The organism is Pradoshia eiseniae, from assembly GCF_002946355.1.
GTDB classification, from domain to species: domain Bacteria; phylum Bacillota; class Bacilli; order Bacillales; family Pradoshiaceae; genus Pradoshia; species Pradoshia eiseniae.
In genome coordinates this window covers 40,667-62,075 of sequence record NZ_PKOZ01000010.1, presented here as the reverse complement: position 1 = coordinate 62,075, position 21,409 = coordinate 40,667, and the positions used below count along the sequence as shown (strand labels likewise).

Sequence of the window (21,409 nt, the reverse complement as noted above, 5' to 3'; positions counted from 1 at the left end):
ACAGATGAAAGGATATCAAACGGAAACGAATAAATGGCAAATGAATTTAGCAGGCGTACTGAATTATTGGTATTACACATATGAACTATTCCCTTTTGAAAATGGACATCTACTTATCAGAGGTTCCAATGGTTCAGGAAAGTCCGTTACAACCCAGAGCTTCTTACCTTTATTATTAGATGGTAATAAGGAACCAAGCCGGTTAGACCCTTTTGGTTCTCGCTCCAGGAAAATGATCGATTACATTTTCGGTGAGAATCCAGATGTATCCGAAAAAACAAGCTATCTATTTTTAGAATATAAAAAGAAACACACTGAAGAATACATAACTACAGGTATCGGCTTTAACGCCAAAAAAGACAGCGACGATTATAAGAGTTGGTATTTTGTTATCAAGAATAAGCGCGTGGGCAAAGACTTCAACCTGTTCAAATATCAACTTGACGAGAGCGGCGAAAAAGTAATGGTCCCATTTAGCCAGAAAGAACTAGAAAACTATGTAGACCGAGAAAAATGCGGGTATGTAAAAGTCAAGCAACGTGAATATGCAGAGTTGGTCAATAAGTACATATACAAGTTCGAGTCATTAGAAGATTACTTAGAAATGATTAACCTAGTGGTGAGAATCCGTACTCCCAAACTATCGAACGATTTAGAGCCGAATAAAATCTATCAAATTCTAGAGAGTTCTCTGCCGGAATTGACGCTAAATGACTTACGTTCCTTAACAGAGACCATTCAAAATATCGACTTACATAATCAACGCTTGGAAAAGCTCAAGGAAGACCATCAGCTAATAAAACGACTGACCAATAAATATCAAGAATATAACCGTTCCGTGCTAACCTTCAGAGCGACAGATTATGCTAGAACTATAGACAAACAGAAGAATGCTGAACAAGAACATAAGAAAGCAGAGAAGGAATTAGAGAAAACCAAAAAACAATTAAGCGGCATCTTAGAGGAAATTCATTCCTTAGAATTGGAACAAAAGAAGTTGAAAGAAAGACTTAAAACCTTTGAAGATAACGATGTACGGAAAGCTCAAAGGAAGCTTAATGAGCTAAAACCCCAGATAGCAGCTAAAGGCGCAGCTTTAGAGAAGCAAAATAACAATTTACTAAATAAAGAGGATGCTCAGAAGCGTTTGGATGCCTCATTAAAAGGTAAAAACGATGAATTATACAGTTTCGAGAAGAAAAATGTACTTTACCTTGAGGAATTGGATGAAATCGCAGAGGAAATTGACTTCAATGGACATCGTTTAAACCGTGATAACTATACACATAAATTTGACATTGGAGAAGACCCGACCCTTGCTGCTGAACAATGGAGAACGAATTTAGACACCCACATCAAGGAAATAAATGGAATTGTAAAACTGCTCCATCAAGAAATCTACCTAAAAAAGAGCTTAGAGGATAGAAAAGCTGCATTAAGCGAACTGGATGAAGATATCAAAGAGTTTGAGAAAAAAATCTCCAAGTTACAAAATGATTTAGAAGAAGAAATCGATCTGTTTAATCAATCCATTATGAAGTGGAATGACACAAACCAGGTGTTCACATTAGAAAAAGAGCAACTGAACCGCTTAATCACCACCTTAAATGGTTTAGAAGAAGATAGCACCCTTTACGATGTTAAGAGTTTAATAGATACCTTTTACAACGAAATCAAGCAGGAATTGTTTCGTACCAAAACCGAGCTTACCTACAAACTCGATTCATTGAAGAAGGAAACCAAAGACAAAAAAGCAGAATTGGAACAAGTGAAAAGCAAACAAGACCCCGAGCCGACTAGAAATGAACAAACTGTAGCAACTCGTAAAGAATTGACCAAACGCAAAATTCCATTTGTACCGTTTTATGAAGCTGTAGAATTCAAAGGTAATATGACGGACGATGAAAAAGAACGCATCGAGTCCTCTTTAGCTGAAATGGGCATTTTAGACGGCTTAATCGTGGCGAATACTTTTGCTGGCGAAGTCACTGAATCAGACTCCATTTTACTTCCTCAAGAGTTAAAAGAGGATGTAAAAACATTAGATGAATACCTTGATATCTGCTTACCGAAAGATATGCAATCGTTACAAGCGGAAGTAGAAGCCATCTTAAAGAGCATTTCCATCGAAGAAGTGTTTGAAGGAACATATGTCACAACGTTTGGTTCATACCAACACGGTGTAGTCAAAGGGTTTGCTGCTTATCAAAAATCAGCTAATTTCATTGGGAAAGAAGCGCGAAAACAATACAAAGAAAAGTTGATTGCTGCCCTTGAAGAAGAAATCGCTTTACTGAACTCCAGACAAGAGGAGCTATTCCTTGCATTAGAGCAGATTGACAATTCAACCAAACAACTGAACAAAGAAAAGTATCAATTCCCTTCTACCAAAGTATTAAAGGGGATATCTGAACAAATTGACTCTTTTACCAGGGAGATAAAGTCAATTAACAATCAAAAAGAGCGCGTTGAAATAACACTTCAAAAGGCGCGTACAGAGTACAACGAAATCTATAGCAATTTAATCAACCAAACAAAGCACCACAAGTTAAAAGCGAACCTTGAAGCTTATGAAACAGCTTCTACGGAATGCAACAACTATTTAAGAACCTTAGAGAATTTGCGGATGAACGGTTTGAATTATGTCTCTAAGAAAAACGAAATCAAGTCAATCAATGAGCAACTTGAGGACCTTGAAATGGATTTAGACAATCTCAGATATTCTTGTAATCAGATTGAGCGCGAGAAACGATTGCTTGAAGAAACAGCCAAACAACTACAAGAATACTTAGACCGAGAAGGCATTGATGATATTGAACGCGAACTCAAGGCCGCAGAAGACCGGTTAGCGGAGATTCCAACGGAAATGACAGGAAAATCCGAGAAAAAAGGTGAATTAAAAAGTTTAATTCCTCAGTTAACCCACGAGGTGTCGGAAAAGTTATCTTCAATTGATTTTTACAAGCAGTTAGTGAAAGTCAGAGGAGATATCTTTGTGGCCGAAGTGAACAAGAAATTCTACGAAGTGTTTGATCGAGAAACATTATCAAACGAGGAAGACATCGACACACTTTGCAATTTGGTGATAGAAGAGTTAGGCAAAAACACGTATCAAGATGTCCACAAACTTCAAGATGAATTGAATGTTGAGCTAAGAGAGACCACCATTAAAGGGTTAGGTGATTTCCATCCTTCTTCCAGAAAAGAAGAGTTTCATTTACCTGACATTCAGGATGAAGGAGTTGAATTATTCGCCAAAGAATTGGATGAACTACAATTAACAAACCAACGGACCATCATTTCCTTGATGTATGACGGAAAGACCACATCCCCAATGGTTGTACAGAACGATATGGTGGAACAAATTGAACTCCTTCAATCTATATTACGTTCAGAAGACGAAAAGATGTACAAGGAAATCATAATGGATAAAATCGGGGAGCGGATTAGAGAACTAATCAGTAAAGCTCAAAAGTGGAAAGCAGAAATTAACCGCTTAATGGGCGAGCGCAACACGTCCAACGACTTAAGATTGTCTGTCGAATGGAAACCGAAAGAAGCGAAGGAAACGGACGAGATGAAAACGTCTCAACTTATCAATCTTCTCCAAAGGGATCCTGATACGTTAAAGGACACCGATTATAGAAGACTAACGAAGCATTTCACTTCCAAAATTCAAACTGCTAAAGACATTTATGAGCAAAACGAAGATGGAAAGAAATCATTGGAATCAGTAATCAAGGAAGTTCTCGACTATCGTAAATGGTTCGAATTTAAGCTGTTCTATAAAAAGGGAGAAGATGACCGAAAAGAACTGACGAAGAACCGCTACAACGCCCTTAGCGGTGGGGAACGCGCCTTATCAATGTATATCCCACTATTATCCGCTCTGTTCTCGAAATATGGTTCTGCATCCAAAGAAGCACCTTATGTTATTTCAATGGACGAAGCCTTTGCAGGCGTAGACGATAAAAACATTCGGGATATGTTTAAGCTAATGGAAGATTTACAACTGAATTATATCTTGAACTCTCAAGCTCTATGGGGTGATTACGACACAGTAGATAGCCTGTCTATTGCTGAAATCTTGAGAGAAAAGAATTCAAAAGACGTTATTGTAATGTTGTATAAGTGGGACGGAGAACGTCGAACAGAAGTGGAACTAGACGAACCAGAACAAAAAGAGCAGGAAGATGTCATTGAACCATCTTCTGAACAAGTTGAACTATTTGAACTGCTATAAGCAAGAGAGGAGAAAGAAAAGTGTCACCTACAGAAGAAGCCATTAGCTACTTTAAAGGGAGAGCGGGATTTTCCCGCCTCTTTTTGAAATTCGCTGACAGAATCGAAAGCCTAGGAGGTGTTGGTGGAACTGTCGCACTAACCAACCTAACCGAACAAGAAAAGATAGTCTTACGAAATTGGTTTCAAAAAGACTACGCAACAAAAAAAAGCGTACAAATCTCCTTAAAGAAATTTGAGGATAAATTCCAAGACACTAAATTCGAGGGAGCATCATTGTTTGATGTAGTTGAAGGAGTTATCGGAAGGCAACTGGTCTTTAAGAAGGACAAACAATATGAAAGTGAATCGCTTAAAAGGCGATTTTTTGAGGAGTTGAAAGATAGATACAACACAGCGTACACTTCTATCTTAACTGCTTCTATCTTAGCAAAAGATTCTATTACATTAGGGTTTACAGCTGCTTACAATAGAAACGAATTTAATAGCATTGAGAAGATTTATAAAGCCTTATCTATGCTACCGTTGGAGAAACCTCTAAGACTGCCTTTATTCGCTGAACAGGTAACAGGCAACCCGCACGGTTTAGATAACGACAGCAAGCTAATCAGTGCGTTACAGCTGATCAGAGCAGAGTTACACGGTGGGGAGGTACAAAGGTCTCTGAACGCGGAATACATCAACCAATTGTTATTTGAATTCGGCATAATGAAAGATGATATTACTAACTATGTATCCCTCTATGGGTTTATTGGGGAGCGGAACGAACAGAAACTCGGCTCGTGGGAAGAGTCGTTCAAGGAAGGCTCTGTACGCAACGAACCTCTTAGAGAGATTGTGAAACTGGAAAAGATATACCCCATTAAAAAAGGCTCTCCGGTGTTTGTATTGGAGAACTCAGGCGTATTTTCTAGCGTGATAGACGAAATTGAGGGGTTACCAGTATCCGTTATCTGTACACACGGACAAATCAAATTGGCCGCATTTCAGGTTATTAAGAAACTTGTGGAGCAAGGTTGCCAGATTTATTATTCCGGCGACTTCGATCCAGAAGGAATATCCATTGCTTGTTCATTGGCTAGGAGATATCCAGAAAACGTTCATTATTGGAGATATTCCGTAGAGGATTACTTAAACAGTCTATCGGAGGTTGAATTGGATGCTTCAAGGTTACAAAAGCTGAATAATATTCAAGACGAAAGACTCTCCTCGTTACTGAAACAAATCGAAGAAACTCGAAAGGCTGCTTATCAGGAAAAGCAAATAAGTGCTTTAGTCAAAGATATAAAAGAAAAACAAACAGGTATACAAACAGGAATCACCTTTTTGGGGAAGAAGTTTGAACAATGAGCAACAAGCTGAAGTGCTGCTGTAAGGAGGAAATGTCTCAAACGTGTATCGCGTTGGTACAACGGTTCGCCGAGATGTAAAGCCCTGCAGTGAAACAATCCATAGACTATGGCAGCATATAGAAAACAAAGGGTTCAGCAAGCAACAAATTTTTTAGGGATTTATGAAAAGAATCAAGAGGCAACTTTTATCGAGGGAGAAATGGAGAATTATCCTTTAAAACCTTATATGCGGTAGAATGAATCATTAAAAGGAATAGAGAAGATACTTCGTCAATTTCATGATGCTGTGAGTGACTTTCCGATTGTAGAGGGCTGTCAGCCAACTGATAACACCCCAAAGACAATGGAGGTCATATGTCATAATTATTTCGCTGTCTATAACATGATTTTTCATACGGAGATCCGATCCAGTAGGCATCATTGATTTCGAGCTGGATTCGCCCGGGCCGAGGCTTTGGGATATCGCTTATGCCCTATAGATATGTGTCCCTTTAAGCAGGCTTCATCATACGGAAGCGGGCGAGGTGGTTAATTATGATGCAGTATAAAGGAGGCTGAGCGGATAAAAGAAAGATACGTGTGTTCTTTGAATTGCGTGAAGGAAATCGAAAAAGGGACTTCAGAGATGGTGCTGCTGCGAGTATTATGAAACGGAAGGCTGAGTAGAGGACCAGGCATTCCAAGGAATAATTGATGAAGGACATTATAATCATTATCAAGTTAATCAGGTTCATTCGGGATAATGGGGAAGAGTGGGTTTAATAGTATGCCTATTTTTTACAGGCCTAGTCATTTCCATTGTCCTCTTTCCGTTATTCTTTAGCAGTGAAGTACTGAAGTTCGTAATAAAAACGAAACTGTTTTCTAAAAGACTGCTCATTACGAAGTTGTCAGGAATGATACTTGTCCCCTCAAACTATATTTATCAGACCTACTTTTTCACCTTTCACAGGATTGACAGAGAGTCCATGCAAAGAAGACCTGATCCTACGCCTCACCACAGGAAGAAATAGCTGATGCTTATGAACCATACGGCGGTACTACAGTAGGGCTGCACGTATGGTTAGAAGTAACCGATAATTACCAAGATAAAATAAAACGATTTATTACTGGCAGGATTTATCCATTCCGCAGTGAACGTAGGTATTTTATCTACGTGCAACGATGGATATGGATTTCATATCTTGAGTTTACATAAAAAAGTAGTATGTTTAACGGTGCCAAAAAGAATTTACTATAACATGTACTATGGTGAATACAAAAGGAAAAATATTTTCTCTGAAGGTTGAGCAATATATGATTACCTACCTAATCTAATAGGACCAAAGAAATGACTTATAACATACAAGAGAACTATGCTTTTGCTTTTTGGATTTCTAATTATCCTAATTGTTTAATTAAAATCCCCTAAAACAATAAATCTTTTTTCGAAAATAATAAGGGGAGTGAATAGATTTGAATAACAAGACTGCTTCAAAACCAACGTTTTTATTTATTGTCATCATGAGCGGGCTGGCTGCGTTCGGGCCGTTAGCGATTGATATGTATTTGCCTGCCTTGCCAACGGTCAAGAATGAATTAGGTGCGACGACATCTGCTGCGCAGCTGACATTGACCTTCTTCATGATTGGCCTTGCGATTGGAAATGTAGTGATTGGGACCATATCCGATAGCATTGGCCGCAAAAAGCCATTGGTCATTTCAATGGTGATTTTTACAGCCGCATCTCTTATGTGTGCGATTGCCCCTAATATTGAAACATTAATGATCTGCCGTTTCATCCAGGGGTTTAGTGGCGGTGCAGGGGTGGTCATTTCACGCGCGATTGCGAGCGATCTCTACCAAGGGAGAGAGTTGACGAAATTTCTGGCGACGCTCATGCTGGTGAATGGGGCCGCGCCGATTTTAGCGCCAATTTTGGGCGGCTTCATCTTGTCCTTTACAACATGGCGCATTCTCTTCGGTATTTTAGTGTTATTTGGGGTTTTGATGGTGCTCGGTACAGCCTTTAAGGTTCAGGAAACTTTGCCTGCCGAGAGACTTGGCAAGGTTCAGTTCTCCTCTATTTTGCAGGACTACAAGCAGCTCGTCACCACATCAACGTTTATCGTTCCAGGTTTGATTCAAGGGTTTACGTTTGCCCTTTTCTTCGGCTATTTATCTGCTTCACCATTCATTATCCAAAACCTGTATCAGTTTACCCCTCAGCAATATAGCTATGTCTTTGCCTGCCTCGGGACTGGCCTCATTATCATGGCTCAATTAACAGGAAGGCTGGTTGATTACATCGATAGCTTAACCTTATTGCGGATTTATACAGGCTCTCAAATTGTCGGCGCTACGATTACAGTGTTCGCGCTATACCAAGGCTATAGCATATGGCTAGTTATCCTAGGATTTTTCTTTATGGTGGCCCCGGTCGCAGGGATAGGTACCATTAGTTTCACACTTGCCGTAAGCGGACAGAAAAAAGGCGGCAGTGCCTCCAGTTTAATTGGACTCCTGCAATACTTCGTCGGTGGAATTGTCACACCACTTGTTGGGTTGAAAGGGGAATATAGTGCGGAGCCGTACATGTTATTATTGATTGTTGTTTCCGTTATTTTGATTGGTTTACATATCATTAATTACCGGGTTTTTAAGAAAGAAGCAAAAGGGCAATGAAGGGCTTTATCCAACTATCTTTAAGGGCTGTTTATACAGCTCTTTTTTTATGTCTTTGATTATGTAGATAATAAATGAGCACCTCAATGTTTTGGATATATATGTTAATCTGAGATATAAAGATAGGTCATGCATTTTGGGCCATCACAAGGTCGCTTATGAGGAGGGGAAGTAATGAATAGTAAAAACAATCATGAAGAACTGTTGTCAGGCGGGAATGTCTCAAACGTCTATCGCGTTGGTGATTCAGTTCGCCGGGATGTAAAGCCAGGCAGCGAAAGAATCCATCGACTATTGCAGCATTTAGAAAGCAACGGGTTCGAGCAGGCACCGAAATTTTTGGGAATCGATGAACAGAATCGTGAGGTCTTATCGTTTATCGAAGGAGAAGCAGGGAATTATCCGTTAAAACCTTATATGTGGTCGGATGACTCACTAAAGGAAATCGCGAAAATGCTACGTCGCTATCATGATGCCGTGAGTGACTTCCCGATTGGAGAGGGCTGGCAGCCAATTGACAACACACCAGAGCCGATGGAAGTTATCTGTCATAATGATTTCGCTGTCTATAACATGATTTTTCATAACGGAAAGCCAGCCGGCATCATTGATTTCGACATGGCTGCGCCCGGACCGAGGCTTTGGGATATCGCCTATGCCCTATACACATGCGTCCCTTTAAGCAGGCTTCATCACACGGAATCGGGTGAGGCGGTTTATTATGATGCGGTAAAGGATGCGGAGCGGATAAAAGAAAGAATTCGCTTATTCTTTGAAGCTTATGGGGTGAAGGGAATTGAAAAAGTTTTTTTGGAGATGGTGCTGCTGCGCGTAGAAGGTTTGTGTAAAATCATGAAAAGGAAGGCCGGAGAAGGGGACCGAGCATTCCAACGGATGATTGATGAAGGACATTATGACCATTATCAAGAGGATCTCCGGTTCATTCGTGAACATGGGGAGGAGTGGGTTTAAGTATGCCTATACTTGTTTTAACAGGGCTAGTTATTGCTATTGTCCTTGTTCCGCTATTCTTCATTCTAGTCGTGAATTTACTTAAGTTCGTGATACATAAGAAACCATTCCCTAAAAGACTGTTCGTTGCGACGCTGACAGGTATGATTTTTGTCTCATCCATCTATATCTATCAAACATACTTTTTCACCTTTGACAGGATTGACAGAGAGTCGATGCAAAAAGGGCCTGGACCTATTGCTTCACCAACAGGAAGATATACAGCTGATGCGTTTTATGAACTGTATGGCGGCGCTGCAGGCGGAGTGAATGTATGGGTAGAAGTAACTGACCATAACAACCAGGACAGAACTAAAACGATTTATTACAGCAATGCCAACTCTCACATAGGGATGGAGTGGAAAGATGAGGATGTCCTATTCATCCAAAATGAAGACTCAAGCAATACTAAATCCATGGAATTAAACGTGAAAGAGGCAATCTATCATGGCACTGGCCTAGCATGCCGGAGCTTGGTTATGATAGATGAATATGAAACTTGTTATTCGGATTGATGAAAACTGGAAATTGGCTTAATCTATAAATAACTAACATGCCTCATACATAACCAAATTAATGGTAGAGGAGAGAATCAATGAAATTAGTATTTCTGTATCATCCCGTGGACAATCTAATGGATTCTTTATCGTATTACCGCGATACACTTGGATTTGAAGAAGCCTGGCGTGAGGGGGAACAGGCGATTGCACTCCAGCTGCCTGGATCTGACGTAAAGCTTCTTATTGAGAATGATGAACATGACCTTGGAGCGGGCGGAGTGTTCCTGGTTAATAGTGTGGATGAGTTCTATGAAGAAAAGAAAGATATCCTGTCATTTATAAGGGAGCCGATGGATATTCCGCCAGGCCGGTATGCGATTTATAAGGATGCGTCAGGGAATGTGATGAGGATTATTGATTTTGCGAATGAGTGAGAAAGAATGAGAAGAAGCCTGGTCCCATGGGATTAGGCTTCTTTTCGTATGGAGGCGATAAACCCAAGGTGAGTCAGGTGGTCAATGATTACGGCATTTCGATATTTCAGCAGATAAACAGCTATCAGCTAGGATATTCATAATCCCAAAAAAGAGAGCAAGATACATATCGTTTGGAATAAAGGATAGGCAGGTAATGCCGAGTCCAAGAACGATAGAATAGAGATAGTTATTTCTCTCGTGATATTTTTGTTCTATTACGTTAATAGATCAGTACATTTCCATACATAAGAAAACTACTGGACTTTGATAAAAATAGGTATATCTATCTATTTTAGTCGAAGTCTTTTTTTTCTTGGTGAAATAAATTTGTTAACTGATTATAATATTCTTGACAAAGATGAAAAATATGTAAAAGATGTAAAAAATTATTATTAAAGGAGGTGAGGTAAGAATAACTGTTATATCTGAAATAGATTCAAATTTTAATATTAAGGAGGAAAAGTGTTGAAAAGTACTTGGAAAAAAGGCTTAATCCAATGTTTAGTAGCGCTTTTGATTGTAAGTAGCATTCCACCGGTTAATAGTTATGCTGATTCATCAACTAAAAATGAAGAGAGTAACAGTTCAAGTAATTCGGCAAGTAACCCGCCAATAGATGATTTCGAAATTGGCGAAGTCATTGAAAAGAGAACAGAAAATGAAAAAGTATTTTATGAAGGTAAAGGGAAGTATCGTAAAGAGATTTACTTTGAGCCCATTCATAAAAAAGTAAAAGGAAAAAAGAATCTAGAGGAGATTTCTGCAAATTTAGTAGAAGATAGTAAGAGTGAAGATGAAATCAATACAGAAAATACAATAATCAATACTAGTTTTAAAAAGAAAATGGAGTCCGGTCTTTATGCTGAATTTGATATTAAAGGTCATAAAGTAGATTATTCTATTTTGTCAGCATCCGGTGAAGATAAAGAAACGATAACAGCAAAAGATGTCCACGCACAATATAAGAAAAAGACGAATAAAATCACGCATAAAAATGTATTCCCAAATATTGATCTTCAAAATTTAACTTTCGGTCAAAATGTAAAAGAAGATCTAGTCCTCAAATCATACAATGGCTATCATATTTTCAAATTTAAATTAGGAACGGATCTAGATGCAGAAATACAAAAGGATGGATCAATCTATTTCTTTGATAAAGACTCTAATAAAATCTTTGATTTACCAAAACCCTTCATGACAGACTCCAATTATGATGACCACAAAGGTGAGCCTCAAAAATCTGAAGATGTTAAATATGAATTGGAAAAAGATCAAGACGGGTATATATTGACAGTAATTGCAAACCCAGACTGGTTAAAAGCTAAAGAGCGAAAATACCCTGTTTATATTGATCCGACCACTTCGATAAATACATCTTCTGATACTTTTGTAATGAGTGCATACCCTACTACTAACTATAGTTCTTCAACGAGTAAATGGGATTCAGGTCAAGGACAGTATGTATTGAAAACTGGCTATTATGATGGTACTACTGGCACGACTTATGGATTCTTAAACCACAGTATTACAAGCTTCAAAAATATGAATGTATCCAGTGCTACTTTTAATGTATATGTTACACATGCCTACTATGCTTCTACAGCAAATGGATTGTGGTTAGACACTGTTAATAGTTCATGGACTGCGAGTACATTAAATTGGAATAACAAGCCGGCTTCTACGAATATAGGCAAAGTTGATGTAGCGAGAGATAGTTGGGCTCAATTTAATGTAACGAATGTTGTTAAAGAATGGGCAAGTGGTGCAAAAACAAATTACGGATTTAAGCTGCATACTAATGGGAATGGACAAACATTTTGGAAAAAAGTTGTATCCACGACAAATTCCAACTTAAAACCTTATCTTTCTGTTACGTATACCATCCCAACTGCGAGTACCCCTACTGGCAAGTTGTATTCAAATGGGAATGGTACAGGATATGCAAATTTATCATGGTCTGCAGTAAAAGGAGCGACTGGATATAAAGTTTGGATATTTAATGGTAAAGAATATGAATCCTTCAGTGTGGGAAATGTTACATCATGGTCTACCAAGGGTAAAAAAATCTGGCCAACAGCTGCAGAAATAAGTGCGGGTAAATACGACTTACATCAAGATGGAACTGGGACAGAATTAGCCATTGATCCTTCGCCTGTATATAAAAACTCAGGTGGGAATTATCAAACGAGTAAAAATTACTGGTTTAGGGTAAGTGCTATATTTAGTCAAGGTGAAGGCCCCCAATCAGGATATTATAAACCAACCTTACCGAATTTGGCGCTGCCGTCTGCTCCTACGGGTACAAGCTATTCAAATGGAAACGGAACAGGCTATATTGATTTCAATTGGAAGGCTGTCAGTGGAGCGACTGGATATAAAATTCTTTTATACAATGGAAAAGAATATGAATCATTAGATGTTGGAAATGTTACATCATGGACGACTAAGGGCAAGAAATATTGGCCGACAAGCAGTGAAATTAGTGCAGGAAAATATAAACTACACTTATCAGATAATACTGGAAGCGAATTGGCAGTAAATCCTGCACCGGTGTATAAAAATTCAGGCGGGAATTATCAAACAAGCACCAATTACTGGATTAGGGTTGTTGCCTATAATTCACAGGGGGAAACAATCAATTCAAATGCCTATACGCCATCTATCACTTTGATAAAAAAACCTGAAGCTCCTACTGGGTTTACCTATACGAACATGCTAACGAGCAAGTCGGGTTATGCGGTATTAAACTGGGATGAGATAGAAGGTGCTACTGGGTATAAAGTCTGGGTATTTAATGGGAAGAGTTATCAGCCATATGATGTTGGCGATAAAACAACATGGACATCACAAAATAAGGGCATTTGGCCAACCGCAACAGAAATTAATGAGGGAAAATATGATCTTCACACGGATGGTAAAGGAGCGGAATTAGCCATTGATCCGTCTCCTGTATATAAAAACTCAGGAGGCAATTATCAAACGAGAAAGAATTATTGGTTCAGGATAAGTGCCTATGATATAAAGGGAGAAACCATCTATTCCAATGCGTTGACCCCTACCTTTGGTGAACCTGTCGAATTCTTAGGTTCTGAAGAATATTGGTCAATCATTGACGTGCCTTCTGGGAAAGTAAATATGGCTACCGGAAATCTGATGATAGAGGAAGATGATTTTTCCCTATCAGGCAGAGGGCCTTCCATAGGTATTTCTAGAACCTATAACAGTTTATCCAATTCCATAGGTATTTTTGGACCGGGTTGGCAGGCAGATGTGGATATGTCAGTAACATCTTCATCAGATGGAAAGAAAGTAACCTTAATTGATGAGGATGGAACCGTACATCTATTTACAAAATTAGAGGATGGGACGTTTAAGGCTCCTACTGGAGTATATCTTGAATTGACGGAAGATAATGAACATTTTGTGCTGAAAACAAAAGATCAAACCAATGCCCATTTTTCCAAGGAACACGGACGATTAACAAAAATCACAGATGGGTATGGGAATGCGTCGACATACACGTATGACACAGCTGGGAAGTTAACGACCATAACGGATGCCTCGGGACGAAAACTACAAATAGCTTATAATGCTGAAGGATTCGTGAAGACTCTAACTGGTCCATCCGATAAGAAAGTTACCTATGAATATAAAGATGGTTTCCTGACAAAGGCCATTCAAACATCAGGTGAAGTAACGGTCTATGAATATAATGCAGGTTTATTAACGAAAATCTATGAACCAAACCATACGGAAGCAAAGCCGGTAGTCAATCAATATGTATATAATTCATCTACTAAACATCTTACAGAGGCAACCAATCCGAAGGGAAACAAATATACATTAGGATATGATTTGACGAATAAATCCTTATTATTTACGCAGCCAAACGGTAGAAAAATTAAATATTCCTATAATGAAGCTGCTAATCCAACAGAAGTTATTGAAGATGTAGATGGTTTGAAAATAAAAACAAGCTATAAATATGAAGGAAATAACTTAATAGAGTCAAAAGATCCTAATGATGAAAATGCATCCAAACCGACGGAAAAATATGAATATGATTCAAATGGGAATGTCATTACTGCTACAGACAGTTATGGCACCGAAACATATGAATATAATAGCAACAATGATGTTACTTCTGTTGTTGATACAGAAGGAGATCAAACAACAATCGCTTATGAAGGCTTGGATGCCGTCTCTGAGACCGATCAGACCGGAAAAACATCATCGATTGCAAAGTATCAAAAGGATACCAATGGTAATAGTAATGGGAACTTAATAGAGTCAAGTTACTCTTTAGGAACAGCTTCAAATCTCTTAGCAAATAATAATTTTGAGAGTGATTTAACTGGCTGGACCGAAAAAAAATCAAATGATTCGGGTAGTATTTCTGTTGATTCAAATACGAAGACCTATCACGGCATTACTGGTAATAAATCAATAAAAATGACTATACAACCAACTAGTTCTTCAAAAGGTTATATTGCGTCCACACAAGAGGTGCCAGTTGAAGAGAATACGCAATATTCTCTTAGTGGCGTTATCAAAACGGATTTAACAAAAGCCTATGCCTTCTTTAATGTTGAATTCCTTGATTCTGAGAATAAAAGAATTGCATGGGGTGATAACCGCTATAGCCAAATTACTGGGAACAGAACATGGACTGAGCGCCAATTCTCATTTAAAACACCAGCAAAAACAGCTAAAGTGCGCATCTATTTAGAAGTTGAACATTCAGACGCAAGTGCTTCAGGCACGGCATGGTTCGATACGATTCAATTGGAAAAGGCAGAGGTATCATCTAGCTTTAACCCGGTCATTAATAGTAGCTTTAAAAGTTTAACAAGCTGGACAGGTTCTGGTGGAGCACTTGATTCCAGTAACGGATTTGACGATAGCTCATCCTTAAAGGTCTCAAGAACATCTCAAACACAGGCGGCCAGTGAGTACAAACAAACGATTAATGTTGGACAAAGTGCTTCTGATACGCCATTACATTTAACATTAACAGGTTTAAGCAAGGCTGATAATGTTACGAAGAAAGGGACAGTAACGGAGCGGGATTATTCCATTGTTGGAAAAGTATTTTATGCAGATGGTACGTCAAAAGAATACATTTCTGCTTTCCCAATTGGGACTCAGGAGTGGAACCGAACAGCCGTTAATATTCCTGCTGACAAACCAATAACTAAGATTGATATCTTAACAGTATTCAAAGGAAATTATACAGGAACAGTTTGGTTTGATGATTTGAGAGTCATAAAAGGTTTTGTCATTACAAAGAACAAATACGACCAAGCAGGAAACTATGTTACAGAGAGCGAAGATGAACTTGGTAATAAAGAAAAGAGCTCATATGACAGTTATGGAAATAAACTAACCGAAACGGATGCCAAAGGTGAGGTAAAAGTATACCAATATGATTCATCCAATCAGCTTAAGAAATTAACACTTAGCACCGGCACAAGCATTCAATATGAATATGATAAAAATGGGAATATGACGTCCAAAAAAATTGTGCCTTCCGAGGGAACTACTCAGGAATTTACGTATCAATATGATGCTAATGGAGACCTGATTGAAACAACAGGACCTCTCAATGAAGTAACAAAAAATGAATATGATGCTAATGGCAACAAGGTTAAAACGGTATTGCCTAATAACCAAACATTATCTTGGACTTACGATGGAACGGACCGAATTAAGAATGAAAAAATCAACGATGAATTAGTATATGAGTACACCTACGATAAGAATGGAAATGAATTATCGGTTGTGTACAGTAAAGAGAATCGAACGAAGGATAGAGTATATGATACATCCAATCGCGTAACGAAGCAGACAGACGCAGGCGCAACTCAGGAATGGAAGTATTCATCTACCTCTGATAAGCTAAATGAATTTATATTGACGATCGGAAGCAATGTAGTTAAAAACACCTATCAGTATAATGAGCTGGATCAAAATATTCTAGTGAATGATGGACAAGTTGATTATCGATTTGATTATGGTGAGCGTGGAAACATTAAAACCTTCACAACTGGAAATGGTGCAGGTGCCTCATTCAAATATGATGATCGCGGTTTAGTATCGCAGTTAGTGGTTGGACTCGCTAATGGGAACGATGTACTGGATGAAACCCACTCATATGATGAAAATGGGAATAGGACACAAATTAAATATCAAAACGGTGACACCATTACGTACAAATATGGAAAGCTAGACCAGCTTGAAAAAGAAGTATTGCGTGAGGGTACTCAATTTGACTATTCGTATGATGCTTTTGGGAACCGTACACTTGTCAAGAAAACGACTAATGGACAAACGACAAGTATCACAAGTGAGTATAATCAGGCAAACCAACTGATTAAGTTCGGCCAGGAATCCATTACTTATGATGCGAATGGAAACCGGACTCAGGACGGGCAATATCGTTATACATGGAATGCAAAAGACCAATTGGTTGCCATTAACAAAGTGGGTGAAACATCACCATTTGTTACCTATAAATATGATGAAGATGGGCGTAGAATTCAGAAGGTTGTGAATTCGGAGGTTACCAATTATTATTATGATGGCGACAGCCTAAATGTCTTGTATGAAACAAATGGTAATAATGAGATTGTCCGGTCATATGTTTACTCAGAATCTGCACAATTGCTTTCTATGAGAAAGGGTAGTGCTAAATATTTCTATCATTACAATGCCCACGGTGATGTCATTGCCTTAACGAACCAGCAAGGTGAAATGGTTGCAAGCTATCAATATGATGCTTGGGGTAATCCATTGACTGTGGAAGAGGACAACTCTGTTGCAGATAATCCATATCGATATGCAGGATATCAATTTGACCGCGAAACTGGTATGTATTATCTCATGGCGAGATATTATCATCCAACACATGGTGTTTTCCTTTCGTTAGATCCAGATCCTGGTGATGATGATGATATTCTTACACAAAACGGGTATACTTATGCTAATAACAACCCTGTGAATATGATAGATCCAGATGGTGAATGGGCATGGGCAGTAGGATTTGCAGCTTATGATGGTTATAAGGCTTATAAATCCGGTAAGAGTTGGAAGGGTGTTGCAGCAGCGGCCGCCATGGGGGCTGTCGGTTTAGGTAAAGTTCGACTTGTATCTAAAGCGAGTAAATATTTAAAACCAGGAAAATTTGCGAAAAGGTCTATTCCAGCTCGAAGCACAAGTAGCAGACTGAATAAAAAAGAAAGAAGAGTACTTAATAAAATTGGTAATAAACATGGTTGTCATACGTGTGGTGTTAAAAGTCCTGGAACTAAGTCTGGAAATTGGATTGCTGATCATCAACCGCTGACTTCCCTAAAGAAAAAGGGGCAAAAACAAAAGTTATATCCTCATTGTAAATCCTGTTCTGCTATACAAGGTGGGCATGCTAGTGCTATTAAGAATAAAAAGAAAAGAAGAAGGTAATGAAATTGAATGAAGCACAATTGATACTAAGTACTTTAGACAAGAGATATAAAGAATATAAATTTCCTATTTTAGAAAATGAAAATTTTGATTTTGTCTCAGGTAAATTTTCCATATTTGTCGACAATGAAAAAAATTGGTGTGTAGTCTTTCAAATTTTCTGTCTATCGAAAATAGGACCTCAAATTGCCGTTTATTATATTGGTAATGAGATTATTACTGAAGACAATTTATATTTAACGGATGCTTTTGAATTTGTCTCTAATGAAGGTGAACATAGAGACTTTGAGGAAATTGAACAAGGTTTTATATTTAATAGCAACATTATTTCTATTGATGGAAATTTATTTATCATTCCTGGGTGGAATAATGAGGAAAATGTTCACAAGGTTTCAATTAAAAATGAGTGGGTTACATTTTTAAGACTAATAGTAAAAAATAAAAAATGTCTGAGTAAACTATGGTTATCAGATGAAGAACAATTAAAAATAGCAGATTTATCAACAAAATATAAACTTTTTTATACCACAGAAAATTGGCGGCACCCCCATTTCATGGAAGAACTGCCAAGTCAATTGAAGTTCTTTAAATTAATAACAGCGTCAATTATTAATAATGATCCCAGTATTATAAAAGAAGATAATCCTAATACAAATTGGGAACATTGGTCTAAATACGATTCCGTTGTTTACTATTAACATTTGAGAAAAGGAGGACATATTCTAAATGGAGGATAAAATAAAAGAAAAAACAAATATTCTAAATGTTTTAGATGAACAATTTGGTAAAATGAATAGACCCGTATTTGAATATAATGAATTGGATTATATTTCTAGTAAATGTTCGGTAATTAAGCTACAAAATAATGGGTGGTTGATTTGCATACAAACATTATTTAATGATGAAGAAGGACCATTTTTGTCATTGGATATTTACGGTAACATTCTAAAAAATAAATACCAGAATGTAAATGTAAATCTAGACATCAAGAATCTTACAAAACAAGAAACTTATTTAACTCAAGCTTTAAGAGAACTTATACAAGATGAAGAATTCAAAAAAGGAATATGGTTATCTCCGGATGGCGTACTAAAAGAATTTAATATAGCCCTTAATATATTAGATTACTATGAGACCGAGGAATGGGAGTATCCAGACTACTTATCACTTCCTAGTGAAAGCCCATCATTTCATTATTTCGCACAATTTCTTACATCGAACAATGAAAAAATGGACTTAGGAACTCCTAATACACATTGGATTCATTGGCAAGAATATGATATCGATGATTGAAAACTATTATTGTAGTTGAGAATGTCAAAGAGGAGATAGAAATGGGAGAAGCTGAGAATAGGTTTGATTTAACTAATTACCTTTGATTGAGTGTCTACTTACAGAAAAAATAATATCATCATACCGGAATACAAGGCCAGATGGTACATTCCATCTGGCCTTGGTATTGCAGATGTTCGTATTGGTCATATGAGAGGGGGGCAAGTTAGAAATAGGATAACCAGAAGCCTGTTCCTAATGGAATCAGGCTTCTTTTCGTTGATAGGTGACAAACCCACTGGGGTGTCAATATCACATTCGGGTTCAAATATTTCATCAAAAAATTTAAAAAAGTGGTAGGGAATACAGGTCATTTTATTTAAGTGCTTTTAATGAACTCTTTTGAAATTTGAATGTAAAGAAACCATCTATTTTACTAAAGTAGTAAGTTGATGGAGAAACAGTGTAAAATCTCATTGAGTAATGACATTCTAGCATTGCATTTACACAGTAACAATTTCAGGTTATTCTATTTGACAATTTAAATTTAGCTTGTTATTATTTTCATATTATTTTTTTACTAATTAAAATTGAATAGATATACCTTGTATAAATTCAAGAATATGGCTTGAATGTTTCTACCAGCTACCATTAAATAGCTTGTCTACAAGGAATGGGACATTATAATATTTTTATGATGTTTTTATTCCGTTTTGTAGAAAGCTTTGGCCAAATAGTGTCAAAGTTTTTTTGTATTTAGGGGAAAATATTCTTTTTAATTATTAATCTAGCAAATAGGAGATTACATCATGAAAAACTTTTTTAGATTTACAGAACGGAATACTTCCTATAAACAGGAAACGCTTGCAGGAATAACGACCTTTTTATCTATCGCCTATATATTAGTCGTTAATCCGCTTATCCTGAGTCAATCTGGGATGGATCAAGGGGCTGTGTTCACGGCAACAGCGCTTACGGCGATTATCGGTACATTACTTATCGGTTTACTTGCGAACTTCCCGATTGCCATTGCCCCTAGTATGGGATTGAATTCATTCTTCACTTTTTCGGTATGTATTGGCATGGGCATTGAGTGGCAGGTCACATTAACGGGTGTTTTTGTGGCTGGAATTATTTTTATGCTGCTAAGTTTAATGAAAATCCGCGAGAAGATTATTAATGTCATTCCACTAGATTTAAAATATGCTATCGCTTCTGGAATTGGATTCTTCATCACCTTTATCGGGTTAAAAAATGGTGGAATCGTTATCGGGAATCCAGATACATTTGTTTCTATTGGAGATTTAACTTCACCGACGACGCTGCTAGCTATTATTGGTTTGATTCTGACCATCATTATGTTAGTACGTGGCATCAGCGGCGGAATTTTCTACGGAATGGTAATCACAACGATTATTGGGATGATTGCCGGATTAATCGATATTCCTTCCTCGATTGTGGGAAGTATCCCAAGCATTGAACCAACATTTGGGGTTGTATTTGGCCATTTAGATGAAATTTTCACCCCGCAAGTACTGACCGTTATCTTTACGTTTTTAATCGTTGCCTTTTTTGATACAGCTGGAGCCTTAATTGGATTAACTAGCCAAGCAGGAATGATGAAAGATAATGAGATTCCTGACATCGGAAAAGGATTGCTTGCTGATTCCGCTGCTGGTGTCATTGGCGCTGTTTTAGGTACATCGACACCTGCTACAAGTGTTGAATCTTCTGCTGGGATTGCTGTCGGAGGAAAAACTGGCTTCACGTCCGTCGTAATTGCCGCTTGCTTTGTCGTTGCTTTGTTCTTTTCACCAATTATTAACGTTATTTCGGTTGAGGTGACATCAGCTGCCTTAATTATTGTAGGGGCATTGATGGCCATGGAAATTCGTAAAATAAACTGGACGAAGTTAGAGATTGTTATTCCATCCTTTTTAACCATTATCATGATGCCTCTAACGTCAAGTGTGGCCATCGGGATTGGATTAGGGTTTGTTCTTTATCCGATTTGTTTAGCAGCACAAAAGCGTCATAAAGAGGTTTCGCCAATTATGTATATGCTTTGTCTGCTATTCCTTTTATACTTTGCGTTTATCGTATAGGAAAGAGTGCCTTCAGAGAATACAGTTACGAGTAGATAGAGATAGAGAATCATCTTTGATAACAAGAAGCCTGTCCTAAAAGGAATCAGGCTTCTTTTCGCTGATAGGCGATAAATGCAAGATTGGTAGGGTAATCAATTTTCGGCCATGTCGATGAAATCGAGCCTTCATCCATCAGATGAAATCAGCTAAGGCCATCACCGGAACAACCAATCTACTTCAACAAATATAATGAAATAGTAAAGTGTCGAATTGCTTGGAAGGTTGAAAACTATCGATTTACCTCAAAAATTTTTCAGTGTGTAGAATGTTATTTTTAAATAATA

The 21,409-nt window shown here is 37.8% G+C and carries 10 protein-coding genes, 1 pseudogene and 1 riboswitch; all 11 genes and pseudogenes read left to right on the top strand.

The window, feature by feature from the left end:
- Positions 1-4 precede the first annotated feature (4 nt).
- The 11 genes and pseudogenes from CYL18_RS14500 to CYL18_RS14450 all read left to right on the top strand — a co-directional run bounded on the left by CYL18_RS14500 (position 5) and on the right by CYL18_RS14450 (position 21,083).
- Positions 5-4,243 carry a TIGR02680 family protein gene (locus CYL18_RS14500; RefSeq protein WP_104850249.1) on the top strand — a complete coding sequence of 1,413 codons (4,239 nt, stop codon included), beginning with the start codon at positions 5-7 and terminating at the stop codon, positions 4,241-4,243.
- 20 nt (positions 4,244-4,263) lie between these two features.
- Positions 4,264-5,592: a TIGR02679 domain-containing protein gene (locus tag CYL18_RS14495; protein WP_104850248.1), complete on the top strand. Its 1,329-nt coding sequence runs from the start codon at positions 4,264-4,266 to the stop codon at positions 5,590-5,592.
- A gap of 43 nt (positions 5,593-5,635) precedes the next feature.
- Positions 5,636-6,356: pseudogene (locus CYL18_RS19525) on the top strand (phosphotransferase).
- Between the two features lie 693 nt (positions 6,357-7,049).
- Positions 7,050-8,258 carry a multidrug effflux MFS transporter gene (locus CYL18_RS14485; RefSeq protein WP_104850247.1) on the top strand — a complete coding sequence of 403 codons (1,209 nt, stop codon included), beginning with the start codon at positions 7,050-7,052 and terminating at the stop codon, positions 8,256-8,258.
- A gap of 174 nt (positions 8,259-8,432) precedes the next feature.
- Positions 8,433-9,230: a phosphotransferase enzyme family protein gene (locus CYL18_RS14480; RefSeq protein ID WP_104850246.1), complete on the top strand. Its 798-nt coding sequence runs from the start codon at positions 8,433-8,435 to the stop codon at positions 9,228-9,230.
- A 2-nt stretch (positions 9,231-9,232) separates the two neighbouring features.
- Positions 9,233-9,784 (top strand): DUF5412 family protein, encoded by a 552-nt coding sequence (locus CYL18_RS14475; RefSeq protein ID WP_104850245.1) that lies wholly within the window; start codon positions 9,233-9,235, stop codon positions 9,782-9,784.
- Between the two features lie 80 nt (positions 9,785-9,864).
- Positions 9,865-10,203, top strand: a complete 339-nt coding sequence (locus tag CYL18_RS14470) for a VOC family protein (RefSeq protein WP_104850244.1) — start codon at positions 9,865-9,867, stop codon at positions 10,201-10,203.
- A 1,236-nt stretch (positions 10,204-11,439) separates the two neighbouring features.
- Positions 11,440-17,706, top strand: coding sequence for a DNRLRE domain-containing protein (locus CYL18_RS14465; protein WP_407984559.1), 6,267 nt, complete (start codon positions 11,440-11,442; stop codon positions 17,704-17,706).
- Positions 17,707-17,711: 5 nt separating this feature from the next.
- Positions 17,712-18,404, top strand: a complete 693-nt coding sequence (locus tag CYL18_RS14460; protein ID WP_146102849.1) for a DUF7003 family protein — start codon at positions 17,712-17,714, stop codon at positions 18,402-18,404.
- Positions 18,405-18,432: 28 nt separating this feature from the next.
- On the top strand, positions 18,433-18,999 hold the full coding sequence (locus CYL18_RS14455) for a DUF7003 family protein (protein ID WP_104850242.1): 567 nt from the start codon (positions 18,433-18,435) through the stop codon (positions 18,997-18,999).
- Between the two features lie 564 nt (positions 19,000-19,563).
- Positions 19,564-19,665, top strand: a riboswitch (purine riboswitch).
- A 122-nt stretch (positions 19,666-19,787) separates the two neighbouring features.
- Positions 19,788-21,083 carry an NCS2 family permease gene (locus tag CYL18_RS14450; protein ID WP_104850241.1) on the top strand — a complete coding sequence of 432 codons (1,296 nt, stop codon included), beginning with the start codon at positions 19,788-19,790 and terminating at the stop codon, positions 21,081-21,083.
- Positions 21,084-21,409 lie beyond the last annotated feature (326 nt).